The following is a 15395-nucleotide window of genomic DNA, read 5'->3' on the forward strand; positions in this document are numbered from 1 at the left end:
GGCGCCCAGCCCTTGCGCTCGCCTTCCTCGGCCAGATCCTGTTGGGACAGGACGCGCTCGTCGGGATCGGGCGTGTCCGTGCCGTTCGTTCTCTGGGCAGGTGGTCCTTTCTGGCCGCCTGCCCAGCCCGGCCAAGGGGAAACCGTCACCACAGGCTGTGCCGCCGGGGCAGGTCGACGACGCCGGACAGCGAGAGCGCGCCGAGCACGAGGAGAGCGACCGCGAGGACGCCGAGCAGGAGCCAGGCGATCGGGTGCCCGAGGTTGAGCGTCCACGAGCCGGTCCCCAGGCGGGCGTGCACCAGCAGGGCGGGGTCGCGGCGGTTGGCGTAGACCGCGCCGGCCAGGAACCAGTGGCGGTCGTCGTCGCGCTGCTCGATCCCGGAGTCCTCGTCCTCCTCGCCGGGCAGGGCGGGCAGGCGGTGCCCGGCCTGCCCGGCCTTGATCTCCCAGCCGACCCAGCCGGCCAGGAGCGCGACGAGCGGCACGTACGCGGCCACCTGCCAGCCGATGCCCGGCGTGACCACGTCCCACAGCTGGAGCGCCCCGACGAGCAGGCTCAGGTTGAGGCAGGCGGCGGCCAGCAGCGACATCGCCGCGACGCCGCGCAGGTAGAGGCGGTAGCGGCGGGCCGACCCCCGGGGGCGGGCGGCGTCGAGGTCGGGACGGGCGCGGAGCACGACCACGACCAGCGCGACGACGACCACGAGGACCGCGACCTGGTAGAGCAGCGGCTCGAAGACCCGCAGCGGGGTCGTGGCCACGCGCTCCCCGGGGTCGATGGCGAACCCGAGGTAGAGCGGCAACGTGGCGGGCAGCCCGCCGAGGCGTGACCAGCCGATGCCCCCGGTGATCAGCAGGACGGCCAGCGCGGGCAGCCCGTGCTTCCACGGCACCCGGACGGGATCGGTACGGAAGGTGGTGTCGACGGTGACGCCCTGGCGGCGCCCGGCCGACCACGCGCCGGCCCGCTTGGCGGCGCTGATCCGGCGGTGGGCGAGGTAGTAGAGCAGCAGGTCCGCGACGATCACCGCCGACACCGTGACGGTGACCCCGGCCGCGTAGCCCGTGACGAGCAGCACGGGAACGGCCATCACGGCGGCGACCACGCCCACCACGATCACCAGGCGGGCGAAGCGGCGCCGCTGGCGGACCACGGCCGGATCGCCCGCGCGGTCGGCGGGCACCCGCACGCCGAACGGCAGGGCCGGCCTGGCCAGCGCGGGCAGCGCCAGCATGAGGCAGGTGATCAGGGCGACGGAGACGAGCACGGAGACGAGCGCGGTGACGATGAACGGGGTCATGCCGGCTCTCCGAAGCCGTCCAGCATGGCCGCGCACCGGCGCAGCACGTCCTGACGGTCCATGCCGTGGACGGTGGCCTCGGCCAGTAGCACACGCATGCGTTCCTCCCAGTCTTCGGTGAAGGGGGCCTCGGGCGGGCCGCTGCCGGCGTCCCGCCGTACGACCGCGCCGCTCTTGCGGTTGATCCGGATGACGCCCTGCTGACGCAGCAGGTCGTACGCCTTGTTCACCGTATGGAAGTTGACGCCGAAGTCGGCGGCGAGCTGACGGGTGGAGGGCAGCGGGTCGCCTTCCCCGGCCTGCCTGCGGGCGATGGCCTCCACGATCCGGTCGCGGATCTGCTGGTAGATCGGGACCTCGCTGTCGAGGTCGAGGGTCAGGTGCACGTCCGCAGTCTATCTGATATACAACTTATAGAACAGATAGTTGAGGAGGCACAAAGATGATGCATGTAGAAATCGCCCACGGCACGCTGACCCTGCGTTTCGCCCCGTGGGCGCGGCTGTTCACCAGGACCGGCGTCGTGAGCGTGCCGCTGGCGGCCATCGCCGAGGTGCACCACCTCGACCGGCCGCTCGCCGCCCTCACCGGCTTTCACTCGGGCCTGCTCGTCTCCGGCGTCGTCAAGCTCGGCACGTGGACGTCCCCCGGCGGCGTCAGGCGCCTGGCCGCCGCCCGGCGCGAGGTCCCCGGCGTGCGCGTCGTGCTCAAGGACCGGGTGGCCGGCTATGACGAGCTGATCCTCGGCGTCCCCGAGGCCCGGCGGCTCCACCACGACCTGACGGCGGCGCGGGCATGAAGGTCGAGGTGCGCGGCCTGACGAAGACGTTCGGGCCGGTCGCCGCCGTCACCGGCCTCAGCTTCGACGTCGCGCCCGGCGCCGTGACGGGCTTCCTCGGGCCCAACGGCGCCGGCAAGACCACCACCATGCGGATGATGCTCGACCTGGTCGCGCCCGGCTCCGGCACCGTCACCTACGCCGGCAGGCGCTACTCCGACCTGGCCAGGCCGTCGGCGGCCGTCGGCGCCGTGCTGGACGGCGCGGGCTTCCACCCGGCCTGCACCGCCCGCGACCACCTGCGGATCTACGCCCGCATGGGCCGCCACGGCGCGGCCCGGGTCGCGGAGGTCGCCGACCTGACCGGGGTGTCGGCGTTCGGCGACCGCGCCACGCGCACCCTGTCCACCGGCATGCGGCAGCGGCTCAACCTGGCCACCGCGCTGCTCGGCGACCCCGGGGTGCTGCTGCTCGACGAGCCGGGCAACGGTCTCGACCCCGAGGGCATCGCCTGGCTGCGCGGGTTCCTGCGCGCCATGGCCGCCGAGGGCCGCACCGTCCTGGTCTCCAGCCACGTGCTCGGCGAGGTCGAGCATCTGGCCGACCACGTCGTGGTGATCCGCGACGGCCGGCTGGTCCTCGACCGGCCCATGGCCGAGCTGTACGGGAGCGCGGCGGTGGTGATCCACTCCCCGCAGGCGGAGGCGTTCGCGGCCCGGCTGGCGGAGCGCGGGACCCAGGTGGGCCAGCCGCGTCCCGGTGTCCTGCGCGTCCACGGCCTGACCACCGCCGAGATCGCCACCTTGGCGGCCTCGTACGGCGTGGTCCTGCACGAGATCACCCCCGAGCGCCCCACCCTCGAACAGACGTTCCTGCATCTCACCGGAGGTTCCCCATGATGACGCTGGTCGCGGCGGAGTGGACGCGCCTGACGAGCACCAGGCTCTGGCTGTGGGGCCTGCTGGCGGCGCTGGGCAGCGGGGCGCTCATCGGCCTGGCCGCGCTCGTCGGCCCGGAGAACTTCACCCCGCCGCTGCCCGGCCTCGAAACCGAGGAGGGCACCCGCGTCCTGCTCGGCCTGCTGGGCTTCACCGTGTTCGCCCCCGCTCTGCTCGGCACCAACGCCGTGGCCGCCGAGTACCGCCACGGGACCATCACCGCCACGGCGCTGTTCGCGCCCAGGCGCTGGACGTGGCTCGCCGCCAAGCTGGCGGCCTACACCGTCGCGGGGCTCGCCTACGGCTTGCTGGCCACGGCCGTGGCGGGCGGCGCGCTCCTCGGGGCGGCGGCGCTCAAGGGAGTCACCCTCGGACTGCCCGCCGGCACCGTCGCGGTCCTGCTCGGCCGCATCGCCCTGACCATGGCGGTCTACACCCTGCTGGGGGTGGCGGTGGGCGCCCTCCTGCGCAACCAGGTGCTCGCGCTCCTCGTCGTCGGCGCGTACTTCTACATGGTCGAGACCGCGCTGATGCTCGTCCCGGGCGTCAAGGAGCTCTACCCCTTCCTGCCGGGCGGCGCCACGGCGGCGCTGACCGGATTCACCTATCTGTCGGAGGCCGTCGCCACCCAGACCGGCACCTCCGCCACGGCCCTGCTTCCGGCCGCGGCGGGCGGCGCCGTGCTGGTCGCCTACGCCCTGGTCGCGGCCGCCGTCGCCGTGGCGGCGCCGCTGCGGCGGGACATCGCGCGCTGACGACGTACGGGCGAGGAGAGCGGGAAGGCTGGATCCAAAAGAGTTTTGAGAAGGAAGCCCTCCCATGGCCTCGCGATCTTCACCGTATCAGGCGGGGATCAGGCGGGGATCAGCTCGTGCAGGGTCGCGGGCGTGACCACGCGCGCCCCCTCCGGCAGCTCCGCCGGCGCCGCCGGCCCGAGATAGGTGGTGTGCGCCGCCGAAGAGCCTTTGGCGCGCAGCCGGTCGGCCAGGTAGCGGACCGTCAGATACTCGCGCTCCACGATCGAGCGCACCAGCAGCGAGGCGGTGACCCGGTTGCCCTCCACCTGGTTGAAGTCCGGATATCCCTTCAGGTAGAGGTGCAGCCACTTCACCCGCCAGGCGCCGTCGCCGTCGCGCAGGAAGGCCAGGGGCAGCGCGACCCGGCCGGAGCCGCGCAGATCGGACTTCATCCGTACGGTACGCGGCTCGAAGGGGAGGCCCCGCTGCTCGTCGTTCCTCGTCATGTAGCCGAAGAACGCCTCGGCGGCCTCGTCGAACGGTTCCCCCGCGTAGACGTGGACCTGGGGGATGATGATCGACCGGGTGGCGGCGGCGAGCCGGATGTCGACGAACTCCGACGCGCCTTCCGGCGCCTCGGTGAGGTCGCCGGAATACCGCGCGAAGCCGCTGCTGTAGTTGGTCCACGACACGTGGATCTCGTCGCCGTACGAGTCGTCCAGCATGAGCGCGGACAGGTCGTAGTCGGTGCGGCGTTCGGCCTGCCGCCAGTGCACGAAGAACCGGAGCAGCTCGCCGTCCACCGGTGAGATCGAGCCGCGGGGCAGCATGCCGAGACCGGGCGCGACGGCCTTGCCCGACAGGGGCAGGGCGACGCCGAGCATGTCGGGGTCGACGATCAGCTCGCCGGGGTCCGGGAGGCGGCGGGTGATCTCCTCGTCCAGGAGGGCCAGCGCGTGGGCCAGCACCTCCCGGTCCAGCGGCGGGCGGGAGTCGGGCGTGGTGAAGGCCCGGCCGTGCCGGTTGGTGAAGACGCGGCCGGGGGCGGGGGACAGGCGGTTCTGCACGTGCTCGCGCAGCGACAGCAGCACGCGGCCGGACGCGTGCGCCGCGGCCCGCGCCGCCGCGTCCAGCACGTCCCGCGCGGACGGGCTGAGGCGCAGCAGGTGGTCCAGGCGGCGCAGCAGCGCGCCGGGCGCGTTGGCGAGCAGCGTGACGGCCTCGGCGGGGCGGCCATCCGCCAGGGCGGCCTCGACCCGGCTGTCGAGGCTCGGGGCCTCGCGCGTACCCCTGGCCACCTCGAAGACCTGGGCGGCGCGCGGCAGCAGCGGGTACTCGTGCGGGTGCAGCCGCTCGCCGAGCCGCTTCCACCGCTCCCGGTGGCGTGGCACGTCGCCGAGCTTGGCGGGGGTGGCCACCGCGTCCAGGGCCCGCAGGAGCGCGCGGCGCTCGGCGCGGCGGAAGGACCGGAACCGCGTGGGGGTGGCCAGCGTGACGTCCCCGCCGGAGAGGGCGCAGGCCAGGCGGAGCACGTCGGTCACCGTGTCCACCAGCGGCGGACGCCCGGCGGCCAGCCGCGCCTCGTTGAGCACGGCGCGGTTCTCGCGCACCGGGATGCGCTCCGGCTCGTCGGCGCAGCTCGCGGCCAGCAGACGCAGCGCCGCCAGGTCCTCCTCGGCGAGCGGGGCCTCGGAGCCGGCCATCGACAGGAACAGCGCGCGGGTCTCCGCCTCCAGGCTCCCGCCCAGCTCCAGCACCGTCACCCGGTCGGAGGCCAGCGGGACCAGCTCGGCGTGCGCGGCCAGCAGGTCGGCGTAGGTGTGCTGGTAGCGGCCGTACGCGGGGAAGTCCAGCAGGTCGACGATCTCCGGCCGCGCGCGCTCGGCGGTCACCGGGTCGAGCAGCGCCTGGCGGAGCAGGCCGGCCCAGAACTCCAGGGTGTCGGGCACGTTCCTGGGGAAGTCGACGAAGTAGGCGTTGTGGAGGACGTGGTCGCCGGCCAGGGTCCTGACCGCGGCGAGGACCCGTACGCCCAGATCCAGTACGGCCTCGCCGGGCAGGTGCGACAGCCGTCCGAGCAGGGCGGGCGAGCAGGTGAAGCCGGCGGTCAGCAGCGCGGCGTCGAGCTGCCGGGCGGCGGCCTCTCCCCAGCCCGGGGCGGCACCGGCGGGGGCGTCGACGGGGACGCGCAGGCGCCGGGCGATGACGAGGGCCTCTAAGTCGCTCACCGCTGAACTTTATCGGCGAACTGATCCACTTTCGTGGGGTTTTCGCGTGAGCCCGCCCGGGTCCGACCCGGGCGGGCTCAGGACGGTGTGCGGTGATCAGCGCACTTCGAAGCAGGTGCGGCCCTTGGGACGCCAGCCGGATCCGACCTTCTCCCAGCCCTGCGCGCAGATCCTCGACCCGGCGGTGTAGTCGTCCACCCCGCTCCAGATCGCCGCCTGGGGCGGGGTGTGGTCGCCCCGCTGGATCGTGTGCCGGCCTTCGCGATGCAGGTCGATGTGCCCGGTCCAGGCGCCGGTGCGGCCGTCGTGGTAGGCCTCGGCGTAGGTGACGCGCACCCCCTCGTTCACCACTTTCAGGCAGACCCCGGGGACGTCGGTCCGGTTGCTGCACGACTGGTGGTCGGCGTGCGCGGCGGGGGTCCCGGCGAGCAGCCCCGTCAGGAGCATCGCTCCCGCGAGGAGCCCCTTGGCGGCGGAGGACGCGGTGCGGGTACGGGTGTTCATCTCTGGATTCCTCCCTCGGTGTCCGGCGGCCGTTCCGCTGGACGGGAACCAGAGAAGCCGCCCGGCCGAGGTGTCCAACAGGGGCGCGGACGGACTCGAACGGAATCGATCCACTTCCGCGCCGATCCCGGACAGGGCGTCGCCACCGGGGCCGATCAGTCGCTCCGGCCGGCCCGCCACTCCGGCGCCAGCACTGACCAGACCTCCATGTCGTGCCGCCGGCCGCGGTAGGGGTAGCTCTCGCGCAGCACGCCGTCCTTGGTCATGCCGAGCCGCCGGGCGACGGCGATGCTGGCCGCGTTCTCCGACGAGACCACCCACTCCACGCGGTGGATGCCGCGCTCCTCGACGGCCCAGTCGATGATCGCCCGCACCGCCTTGGTCACCAGGCCCCGGCCGGCCGCCGACGGCTCCAGCCAGCAGCCGGCCTCGGCGGTGCCCTTCGGGACGTCCATCGTCCTGAACAGGACGCCGCCGGCCAGCTCGCCGTCCACCCAGATGCCGTAGACCCGCCCGGTGTCGGAGGCGGCCTTCTCCGCGTACGCCCGCAGGAACGCCAGGCTGGACTCCAGGTCCGTGACGGAGTCTGGGAGCCCGACGTACCGCCCGATGAACTCCCGGCCCCGGTCGATGTGGCTCAGGAACTCCCCGGCGTGCCAGGGCTCCAGCGGCCGCAGTTCCGCGCCGTCACCCAAGGAAACTGCGAACATTTCGCCCTCCATGCCCTTATAACCGGAGAAATCCTCTCATAGGCGTGATCCTTTCAGGCCCGGTGGAGCTGCCCTCCGGGCCTGGTGACCACCAGCTCCGACACGACGGCCCTGGAGGAGAGCCGCGTCAGGCTCATCGCCAGCTCGGCGACGTCCGCCGTGCGGATCATGTCGGCGGGGTCGATCCGGTCGTGCACCCACGCGGACATGTCGGTGTCGACGTAACCGGGGCAGATGGCGGTGGCCGTGACGCCGTCGGCGGAGAGCTCCGCGTTCAGCGACCGGCACAGCGAGATGAGCGCCGCCTTCGAAGCCCCGTACGCCGCCAGGCCGGGCTCGGGGAAGGCCCCGGTGAGCGACGACAGCATGATGATCTTCACGCCGTGGTCCGGCCGTGCCGCCGCGGTCGCCCTGAGCGTCGGCAGCAGCGCCTGCACCAGCGTGTACGGGGCCCGGACGTTGACGGCGAACTGCTTGTCGAACCGGTGCAGGGGCGCGGTGTCCACCGGCCCCGCCGTGCCGACCCCCGCCGCCACCACCAGCACGTCGAGCCGCCCGTACGCGTCCTCGTGCGCCCTGGCGAGCCGCCGCACGTCGTCCTCGGCCGCCATGTCCGCGGGCTCGGCGCGGACGGCCGCCCCGAGCGCGGCGAGCCTGGCGGCCGCGGCGGAGAGCGCGTCGCCACCCCGGGCGCAGACGGTCAGGTCATGCCCGGCGGCGGCGAGGCGCTCGGCGATGGCGAGGCCGATGCCCCGGGAGGCGCCGGTCACCAGCGCCGCTGGCCTACTCATGGGTGCTCCCCGGTCGCGCGGAGGACGTTCTTCTGGATCTTCCCCGTCGAGGTCTTGGGCAACTCCCCGAAGACCACCTTCCTGGGCGCCTTGAAGCGGGCGATCCGTTCGCGGACGTACGCGATGACGTCGTCCTCGGTCACCGGGGGCGCCTCCGGCCGGAGCGCGACGAAGGCCACGGGCACCTGGCCCCACTTCTCGTCGGGCACGCCGACCACGGCCGACTCCAGCACGGACGGGTGACCGTCGAGGACCCGCTCCACCTCGACGGAGGCGATGTTCTCGCCGCCGGAGATGATGATGTCCTTGGACCGGTCGCGGATCTCCAGATAGCCGTCGGGGTGCCGCACGGCCAGGTCCCCGGTGCGCAGCCAGCCGCCGGCGTCCACCTCGGCGGTGGCCTGCTCGTCGCGGTAGTAGCCGAGCATCACGTCGTTGCCGCGGACCACGATCTCGCCCACCGTCCCGCCGTCGGCCGGCACGTCCGCGCCGGACCCGTCCACGACGCGCACCTGTTCCGCGATCACGTTGCCCACGCCCTGTCGGGCCTTGAGCTCGGCCTGCCCGCCGGACGGGAGGGCGTCCCACTGCGGCTGCCACTGGTTGACGGCCACCGGTCCGAACGTCTCGGTGAGCCCGTACAGATGGGTGACCTCCATGCTCAGCCCGGCCATGCGGGCGAGCAGGGCCGGGGTCGGCGGCGCGCCGCCCGTCTGCACGCGCACGGTCCGGCCGAGCGGGGCGCCCGCCCGCGCCTCGGGCGCGTTCGCGATCATGGTGAGTACGGTCGGCGCGGCGCTGAAATGGGAGACGTCCTCCTCGCGCAGCAGCCGCCAGATCTCGGCCGGGTCCACGGCCCGCAGGCAGACGTGGGTGCCGCCGGCCGCGGTGACGGCCCAGGTGAAGCACCAGCCGTCGCAGTGGAACATGGGCAGCGTCCACAGGTAGGCGCTGGCGGGGCCGAGCCCGGCGTGGAACGCCATGGCCAGCGTCTGCAGGTAGGCGCCCCGGTGGTGGTACATGACCCCCTTCGGGCGCCCCGTGGTGCCGCTCGTGTAGTTGATCGCCAGCAGCCCGCGCTCGTCCTCGCAGGCCGCGAGGCGGGGCTCGGCGGCGGCGAGCAGCTCTTCGTACTCGTCACCGGGACCGCCCGCCAGGACGAGCCTGACCCCGGTCGCGGCGGCGACCTCACGGGCCCGCCCGGCCAGCTCGTCCGTGGCGACCAGGACGCGCGCGCCGGAGTGTTCGACGATGTGCGCCAGCTCCCCGGCCGACAGCCGGATGTTGAGCGGCACCAGCACCGCGCCGCGCATCGGCACCCCGTTGTGCAGCTCCAGCATCACGTGGCTGTTGACGCAGAGCGCCGCCACCCGGTCGCCGGGCTCGACGCCGAGATCCGCCAGCGCCCCGGTGAGCCGCCGCGCCCGATCGAGGAACTCACCGTACGTGAGCCGCCTGGCGCCGTCGATCACCGCGATCCGGTCGCGGAAGACGGCCCCGGACCGCTCCAGGAAGGCGGACGGCGTGAGCGGGGTGAACGTGAACGACGCCATGACGGTCGCTCACCGGCCGCCGGGCAGGAGTCCGGCGAGATCACCCGGGGCGGCGGCGACGGCCAGCGCGGGCCGGGCCGACGCGAGCTCATCCGGGTAGTAGCCCCAGCCGGCGCCGACGAACGCGGTCCCGGCGGCGATGGCCGCCTCGGCGTCGTGCGGGCCGTCGCCCACGTAGGCGCAGTCGCCGGCCGTCCACCCGGCGCGGCGCAGCCCGTGCAGGATCGGCTCGGGCGACGGCTTGCGCTCGACGGTGTCCTCGGTGGTGACCACCACGTCGAACAGCGGCAGCAGGTCACGCGCGCCGTGCACGTGGCGCAGGTCGTGCTCGGTCCGCTCCCGGCCCTTGTTCGTCACGATGCCGAGCCGCAGCCCCTGCCCGCGCAGCGCGTCGAGCATGTCGGCCGCCCCCTGGTAGAGGACGACCTTCCGGTGGCCGTCCTCCAGGTAGTGGCGCTCGTACCGGGACACGCACTCGGGGGCGCGCTCGCCCGCGACCTCGGCCATCACCTCGCGCATCCGCCAGCGCATCACCCGGCCGAGACCGAGCTCCAGCAGGGACTCCCAGCCCTGGGGGACGGGCGCGAGCGCCGCCCGGTAGCAGTCCAGGATCGCGGGACGGGAGTCGACGAGCGTCCCGTCGAGGTCGAAGAGCACCGCCCGCGTCATCGCGTGACCTCCCTGAAGGCGAGGAACCCGGCCGGGTTGGCGACCAGGGCCAGCTCGGCCAGCTCGTCGCCCAGGGCCTTCCTGATGGCGTCGAGGCAGGGGCCGAGCCCCGGCGATCCGCCGTAGGCGCGCTGGTAGGAGCCGCGGCCGAGGTCGCCGGACACCATCACCCGGGTGTGGCCGGCGTCCACGAGGCGCCGGACCATCGCGGCCCGGTCGGTGTCGTGGCCGTACTTGTCCTTGGTCCACTGGTCGAGCCCGAGCCAGGCGCCGCGGCGGGCCAGCGAGAGGAGGTAGTCGGCTTCGAGGTTGCGGTCGAGGTGGCCGACGCACACCTGACCCAGGTCGAGCCCGGCGGCCTCGAAGACGTCGAGCTGCTCGTGGCCCAGGCGGCCCGCCTGGGTGTGGGTCAGGATCGGCGCCCCGGTCTCCTTGGCGGCGATGGCCGCCGCCGTGAGGACCTTGCGCTCGACGTCCCACATCTCCTCGGTGGAGCAGGTCCCGGCCTTGATGGCGCCGGCCCGGGTGTTCTCCGGGCCGAACCCCGTCAGGATGTCGGCGACGAAGCCGGCGGCCAGCTCCTCGCTGGTCCGCCTGGACGTGCCGGCCGGGTAGTAGATGCCCTTCTGCAGGCCGGTGCCCTGGACGATGTGGGCGCCGGTGGCCCTGGCGGCGGACAGCGCGGCCGTGACGTCGCGGCCGTAGTCGACCGTGGTGAGCTCGACCAGCCCGCCGCCGCCGGCCTCGACGAAGTCGGAGACCTCTTCGGCGGCGCCCTCCGCGGTGCCGAACTCCAGGTCGGGATCCCGGTGGACGGCGTAGGCCGGCGGCGCCGTCAGCAGGTGCTCGTGGACGAGCATCGCTCCCAGGGACTCGGGTGACACGTCACCGAGCACCGTGCGGACCAGCCCTGCCGGTTCTGCGGTGTACACGATCAGTCCTTTCCTTGGTTGCCTGCGCGGCCGAAGCCGGCGAACAGCTCGCGCGCCGCCGCCTGCGCGCGGAGGAAGCGGTCGAACGCCTCCTGGTGGGGCTCGGCCAGGCGGGGGTCGGGCTCGACCCGGCCGACGGTGCGGACCATCTCCGACACCGCGGTCTCCAGGTCCTTCCAGATCCCGACGTTCACGGACGCGAGGATGGCGACGCCGAGCGCGGCCGACTCGCTGGTGGTCACCAGCTCGACCGGCACCTGGAGCGCGTTGCTGAAGGTCTGCCTCCAGACCCGGCTGCGCGCGCCGCCGCCGGTCAGCCTGAGCAGGCTCAGGTCGTCGCCCTGCCGCCGGTAGCAGTCCATGGCGGCATACACCTGGCCCTCGTAGACGGCGCGGAGGATGTCGCCGCGGGTCGTCCCGTGCTCCAGGCCGAGCATCACCCCGCGCACGTTCCCGTCCTTGAAGGGCGCCTGGACGCCGGCGGGAGAGAGGTACGGCAGGAACGTGAGGCCGTGGCCGGCCTCCTCCGACGCCAGCGCCTCGGCCTCGACGGCGGCGAAGTCGGACGCGGCGCCGCCGGCGAGGTCGCGGCAGAACGTGCGCACGGCCCAGTCGAACGTGCCCGCGCCCGCGGTGTGGGCCAGGCACCGGATCCAGTGCTCGCCGTCGGGCGACGGGTACACCCAGCCGACCCCGCGCAGGTCGTCGTCCAGGTAGCGGTTGACCATCTGGTTCAGCCAGCTCGTGCCCAGGACGGAGACGGCCTGGCCGGGCATGACGACCCCGGTGCCGAGCATGGCGGAGACGGCGTCGCCGAGTCCGTTGGCGACCGGCGTGCCCTCGGGGATGCCGGTGGCCAGCGACGCCTCGCGGGTGACCGTACCGATGATCTCCCCGGACGGGCGCACCTCCGGCGCCCGGGAGAGGAACGCCTCCGCCCCGACCAGCTCCATGAGCCGCGGCGAGATCCGGCCCGTGGCGATGTCGCCGGGCATCAGGGACACGTCGGTCGGGTCGGTGACGACGCGGCCGGTCAGGAACGACTGGACGTAGTCCTTGGCGCAGGCGAAGTAGCGGGTCCTGGCGATCACGTCCGGCTCGTGCCTGGCCAGATGCCCGAGCAGGAGCATCGTCATGCCGGGCAGCGCGCTGGTGGCCGAGATGTCGAGGTACTCCTCGTACGGCGGGCTCGCCTCGAAAGCCGTCAGCGTGTCCAGCGTGCGCGCGTCCGGCCAGGCGATCGCGTTGCGCACCGGCCGGCCGGTCTCGTCGAGCAGCCAGGCGCCGGTCATGTGACCGGACACGCTCACTGCGGCGATGTCGGAGGCGCGGCCGGGCAGCGCGGCGACCGCCTCGGCCACGGCGTCCATCGTGCTGCGCAGGCTCACCGCGGGATCTTCCTCGTGCCAGCCCCGCCGAGGGCTGAGCACCTCGATGAAGCGGGCCGCGCGGGCCAGCTCGTTGCCGGTCTCGTCGAAGACCGCCGCCTTGGTGACGGTGGTCCCCTTGTCGATGCCGACGATCAGCCTGCGGCCTTCGGGAACGCTCATCAGTGGCCTGCTCTCCTTCCGGACACCATGCGCCGGGCGCTGGTGCTCATGCCGACGGCCGCGATGAGCAGCAGACCCTGGAAGATGAACTGCGCGGACGTGGACACGCCGTGGATCGCCATGCCGTTGAAGCCGACGGCCACGGTGACCACGCCGATCACGGTGCCGACGACGTGGAACTCGCCGTCGCGCAGGCACGCGGAGCCGAGGAAGGCCGCCGCGAACGAGGACAGCAGGTAGCCCTGGCCGCCCGCGATCTGCCCGCTGCCGACGTTCGCGGTGATCAGCACGCCGCCGGCGGCGGCGAGGACGCCGCACACGACGAACGCGAAGATGACCACCCGGTGCACGCGGATGCCGCTCAGCTCGGCGGCGGTCCTGTTGCCGCCGACGGCCTGCCACTCCAGGCCGAGCGAGGTGCGGTTGAGCAGCAGCCAGAGGATGCCGGCGACCGCGAAGAGGATGACGATCGGCCACGGGATCGGGCCGAGCTTGCCCAGGTAGACCTGGATCAGGTCCATCCCGGAGGCGTCCAGGCTCTGCGGCACGCCGGCGGTGACGATGTAGGTGGCGCCCATGACGACGCTGCCTATGCCCAAGGTGCCGACCAGCGCGTTGACGCCCAGTTTGGTCACGATGAGGCCGTTCACCAGGCCGACCAGTGCCCCCACGGCGATGACCAGCCCGATGGCGCCGAGTTTGCCCCCGGCGGAGCCCGCGTACAGGCCCGCCGTGAGCACGCCGGCGAGGCTGGCCGTGTAGCCGATGCTCAGGTCGAACTCGCCCACCACCAGGACCACCGTGAGGCCGAGCGCGATCACGACCGAGATCGTCGACTGCAGGAGGATGTTCTGGAAGTTGGTGAACGACAGGAAGCGGCTGCCGTCCAGGAAGGAGAAGACGACGACGAGCAGGATGAGGACGAGCAGCGTGCCGTAACGGCCGAGGAACTTGACGGCCTTCAGCGTCATCGAGCTCGCGCCCGCCTGCTCAGCCTGATGCGAGCCAGGTGGCGGCGCGGCGGGCTGCTGGCCAGCCGCGGTGTGACGGACGGTGTTCATGGAACTCTCCTGGATCGTCTTTCTATGCCTGCTCGGCGGCGGCCGCGCCGGCGCGCAGGAAGCAGAGGCGGGTCAGCTCGTCCTCGTCGAAACCGTCGCCGTTGTCGAACTGCACCGTGGCGCGGCCCTCGACCATGACCACGATGCGGTCGCAGTACTCCAGCTCGGCCAGCTCGGAGGAGACGTAGACGACGCCGACGCCCTGGTCGGCGAGGCCGCGCACCATCTGCTGGAAGTCGTAACGGGCGCCGACGTCCACGCCCCGGGTGGGCTCGTCCAGCAGGAGCAGGCGCAGCCCGTCGACGGTCGCCCGGCCGAGCACCACCTTCTGCTGGTTGCCGCCGCTGAGCGACATGATCGAGTCGTTCAGCGACCGCGCCTTGAGCCGCAGCGACTCGGCGAGCCGCTGGGCCGACTCCCGGTAGCGGGACCGCCTGCTCAGGATGCCTCCCGGTCCGCCGCCCAGCGTGCGGAAACGGGAGCTGGAGAAGTTGAACACGATGTCCCGCTGGGTGAAGATCGCCTGGGCCAGGCGTTCCTCCGGCACCAGGACGACGCCCTGCTTCAGCGCCCTGGCCGGGTCGCGGGGCTGGTAGGCCCGGCCGCCGAGGCTGATCTCGCCGGACACGACCCGGCGGAGCCCGACCAGCGCCTCCAGCACCTCGGTCCGGCCGGCGCCGACGAGGCCCGCGATGCCGACGATCTCGCCGGGGTTCACCTCGAACGAGACGTCGTCCACGCGGTTCTGCAGCCGGAGACCGCTGACCGAGAGCAGCGGCCCGTCAGGGCTCGCGCTCTTCTTGACCGAGGCGGCCGGGGCCGTCGTGGTGCGTTCGGCGCGGCGCCGGTCACCGCCCGCGTCGTGGGCGATGAGATCGGCGAGCGCGTGCTCGTCGACGCCCTCCATCGGGCCGTCGTGCACCCGCTGGCCGTTGCGCAGCACGGTGATGGCGTCGCACAGCCGGCTGACCTCGCCCAGCCGGTGACTCACGAAGATGACGCCCGCGCCGGCCTCGACGCGGCGGCGGATGATGGAGAACAGCCCGCTCACCTCCTTCGGGCCGAGCGAGGCGGTCGGCTCGTCGAGGATGAGCAGGCGTCCGCTGCCGACCAGCGTCTTGGCCAGCGCCACGGTCGCCTGGTGGGCGGGGGACAGCTCGCGCATGACGGCGTCCAGCGAGATGTCCAGCCCCCATTCCTCGAACAGCTCCGTGTACGCGCGCTCGCGTTCCTTGGCGCCGGCCAGCTCGGGATGGAGGTAGCGGCCGAGGTGGAGGTTCTGGCGCACGCTGAGCGCCGGGACGATGGCGAGCTCCTGGTGGGCCAGGCGCACGCCGGCCGCCGCCGCCTCGCGGATGCTGCCGGGGCGGAACGGGGCGCCGTCGATGGCGAAGTCTCCCTCGTCCGGCTTGGCGAGGCCGGCGAGGATCTTCACCAGGGTGGACTTCCCGGCGCCGTTGGCGCCGAGCAGCCCGTGCACCTCCCCGCGCCCGACGGTGAGGTCGGCACCGCGCAAGGCCTGGACGAGGCCGTAGTTCTTCACCGCGCCCCGCACCGACAGCAGGGGCGCCGGATCGTCTCCGGCCGCCCGCGCGGCCGGATGCCCTGTCGCCATCACGTATGACTCGCCTCCCTCGTCAG

Annotated in this window: 15 protein-coding genes; 3 read left to right on the forward strand and 12 right to left on the reverse strand. The window is 73.2% G+C overall.

Features of this window, described 5'->3' with window-relative positions; translation table 11 throughout:
* Positions 1-145: 145 nt before the first annotated feature.
* Both KME79_RS07740 and KME79_RS07745 read right to left on the reverse strand, forming a co-directional pair.
* The gene (locus KME79_RS07740) at positions 146-1303 is read right to left on the reverse strand and encodes a DUF1648 domain-containing protein (RefSeq protein ID WP_219543852.1); all 1158 of its coding nucleotides are present in this window, start codon (positions 1301-1303) and stop codon (positions 146-148) included.
* Positions 1300-1689 carry a GntR family transcriptional regulator gene (locus tag KME79_RS07745; RefSeq protein WP_148029703.1) on the reverse strand — a complete coding sequence of 130 codons (390 nt, stop codon included), beginning with the start codon at positions 1687-1689 and terminating at the stop codon, positions 1300-1302. The genes KME79_RS07740 and KME79_RS07745 overlap by 4 nt, the downstream gene beginning before the upstream one ends.
* A gap of 56 nt (positions 1690-1745) precedes the next feature.
* Here KME79_RS07745 and KME79_RS07750 point away from each other — a divergent pair, with 56 nt between their 5' ends.
* From KME79_RS07750 to KME79_RS07760, 3 genes are read left to right on the forward strand one after another with little or no spacing between them, the layout of a single operon-like run.
* Positions 1746-2102, forward strand: coding sequence for a hypothetical protein (locus KME79_RS07750; RefSeq protein WP_219543853.1), 357 nt, complete (start codon positions 1746-1748; stop codon positions 2100-2102).
* Positions 2099-2980 (forward strand): ABC transporter ATP-binding protein, encoded by an 882-nt coding sequence (locus KME79_RS07755; protein ID WP_219543854.1) that lies wholly within the window; start codon positions 2099-2101, stop codon positions 2978-2980. Before KME79_RS07750 ends, KME79_RS07755 begins: the two co-directional genes overlap by 4 nt.
* Complete coding sequence (locus tag KME79_RS07760; protein WP_219543855.1) at positions 2977-3774, forward strand: ABC transporter permease; 798 nt, start codon at positions 2977-2979, stop codon at positions 3772-3774. Before KME79_RS07755 ends, KME79_RS07760 begins: the two co-directional genes overlap by 4 nt.
* 98 nt (positions 3775-3872) lie before the next feature.
* Here the strand turns inward: KME79_RS07760 and KME79_RS07765 are convergent, their stop codons facing one another.
* The 10 genes from KME79_RS07765 to KME79_RS07810 form a co-directional block, all read right to left on the reverse strand.
* The gene (locus KME79_RS07765; RefSeq protein ID WP_219543856.1) at positions 3873-5984 is read right to left on the reverse strand and encodes a TerD family protein; all 2112 of its coding nucleotides are present in this window, start codon (positions 5982-5984) and stop codon (positions 3873-3875) included.
* Between the two features lie 96 nt (positions 5985-6080).
* Complete coding sequence (locus KME79_RS07770; protein WP_219543857.1) at positions 6081-6488, reverse strand: hypothetical protein; 408 nt, start codon at positions 6486-6488, stop codon at positions 6081-6083.
* 155 nt (positions 6489-6643) lie between these two features.
* A complete protein-coding gene (locus KME79_RS07775; RefSeq protein WP_148029709.1) occupies positions 6644-7198 on the reverse strand; it encodes a GNAT family N-acetyltransferase in 555 nt (184 codons plus the stop codon).
* 53 nt (positions 7199-7251) lie between these two features.
* Positions 7252-7989 carry an SDR family NAD(P)-dependent oxidoreductase gene (locus KME79_RS07780; protein ID WP_219543858.1) on the reverse strand — a complete coding sequence of 246 codons (738 nt, stop codon included), beginning with the start codon at positions 7987-7989 and terminating at the stop codon, positions 7252-7254.
* Positions 7986-9542 carry an acyl--CoA ligase family protein gene (locus KME79_RS07785; RefSeq protein WP_219543859.1) on the reverse strand — a complete coding sequence of 519 codons (1557 nt, stop codon included), beginning with the start codon at positions 9540-9542 and terminating at the stop codon, positions 7986-7988. The genes KME79_RS07780 and KME79_RS07785 overlap by 4 nt, the downstream gene beginning before the upstream one ends.
* A gap of 9 nt (positions 9543-9551) precedes the next feature.
* Entirely contained in the window at positions 9552-10211 is a 660-nt protein-coding gene (locus KME79_RS07790; RefSeq protein ID WP_219543860.1) for an HAD family hydrolase, read from the reverse strand.
* A complete protein-coding gene (locus KME79_RS07795) occupies positions 10208-11143 on the reverse strand; it encodes a phosphotriesterase family protein (RefSeq protein ID WP_219543861.1) in 936 nt (311 codons plus the stop codon). Before KME79_RS07795 ends, KME79_RS07790 begins: the two co-directional genes overlap by 4 nt.
* A gap of 2 nt (positions 11144-11145) precedes the next feature.
* Positions 11146-12693: an FGGY-family carbohydrate kinase gene (locus tag KME79_RS07800; RefSeq protein ID WP_219543862.1), complete on the reverse strand. Its 1548-nt coding sequence runs from the start codon at positions 12691-12693 to the stop codon at positions 11146-11148.
* Positions 12693-13754 carry an ABC transporter permease gene (locus tag KME79_RS07805; protein WP_219543863.1) on the reverse strand — a complete coding sequence of 354 codons (1062 nt, stop codon included), beginning with the start codon at positions 13752-13754 and terminating at the stop codon, positions 12693-12695. The genes KME79_RS07800 and KME79_RS07805 overlap by 1 nt, the downstream gene beginning before the upstream one ends.
* A 22-nt stretch (positions 13755-13776) precedes the next feature.
* On the reverse strand, positions 13777-15369 hold the full coding sequence (locus KME79_RS07810; RefSeq protein WP_219543864.1) for a sugar ABC transporter ATP-binding protein: 1593 nt from the start codon (positions 15367-15369) through the stop codon (positions 13777-13779).
* Positions 15370-15395: the final 26 nt, after the last annotated feature.

The sequence above is a fragment of the Nonomuraea harbinensis genome (assembly GCF_019396385.1).
Classification (GTDB): Bacteria; Actinomycetota; Actinomycetes; order Streptosporangiales; family Streptosporangiaceae; genus Nonomuraea; species Nonomuraea ferruginea.

Excerpts from the sequence above, each read along its gene's own strand:
- KME79_RS07760 (WP_219543855.1), top strand. The coding sequence starts at position 2,977 with ATGATGACGCTGGTCGCGGCGGAGTGGACGCGCCTGACGAGCACCAGG.
- KME79_RS07770 (WP_219543857.1), bottom strand. The coding sequence starts at position 6,488 with ATGAACACCCGTACCCGCACCGCGTCCTCCGCCGCCAAGGGGCTCCTC.
- KME79_RS07755 (WP_219543854.1), top strand. The coding sequence starts at position 2,099 with ATGAAGGTCGAGGTGCGCGGCCTGACGAAGACGTTCGGGCCGGTCGCC.
- KME79_RS07785 (WP_219543859.1), bottom strand. The coding sequence starts at position 9,542 with ATGGCGTCGTTCACGTTCACCCCGCTCACGCCGTCCGCCTTCCTGGAG.
- KME79_RS07780 (WP_219543858.1), bottom strand. The coding sequence starts at position 7,989 with ATGAGTAGGCCAGCGGCGCTGGTGACCGGCGCCTCCCGGGGCATCGGC.
- KME79_RS07740 (WP_219543852.1), bottom strand. The coding sequence starts at position 1,303 with ATGACCCCGTTCATCGTCACCGCGCTCGTCTCCGTGCTCGTCTCCGTC.
- KME79_RS07775 (WP_148029709.1), bottom strand. The coding sequence starts at position 7,198 with ATGTTCGCAGTTTCCTTGGGTGACGGCGCGGAACTGCGGCCGCTGGAG.
- KME79_RS07805 (WP_219543863.1), bottom strand. The coding sequence starts at position 13,754 with ATGAACACCGTCCGTCACACCGCGGCTGGCCAGCAGCCCGCCGCGCCG.
- KME79_RS07810 (WP_219543864.1), bottom strand. The coding sequence starts at position 15,369 with ATGGCGACAGGGCATCCGGCCGCGCGGGCGGCCGGAGACGATCCGGCG.
- KME79_RS07750 (WP_219543853.1), top strand. The coding sequence starts at position 1,746 with ATGATGCATGTAGAAATCGCCCACGGCACGCTGACCCTGCGTTTCGCC.
- KME79_RS07800 (WP_219543862.1), bottom strand. The coding sequence starts at position 12,693 with ATGAGCGTTCCCGAAGGCCGCAGGCTGATCGTCGGCATCGACAAGGGG.
- KME79_RS07790 (WP_219543860.1), bottom strand. The coding sequence starts at position 10,211 with ATGACGCGGGCGGTGCTCTTCGACCTCGACGGGACGCTCGTCGACTCC.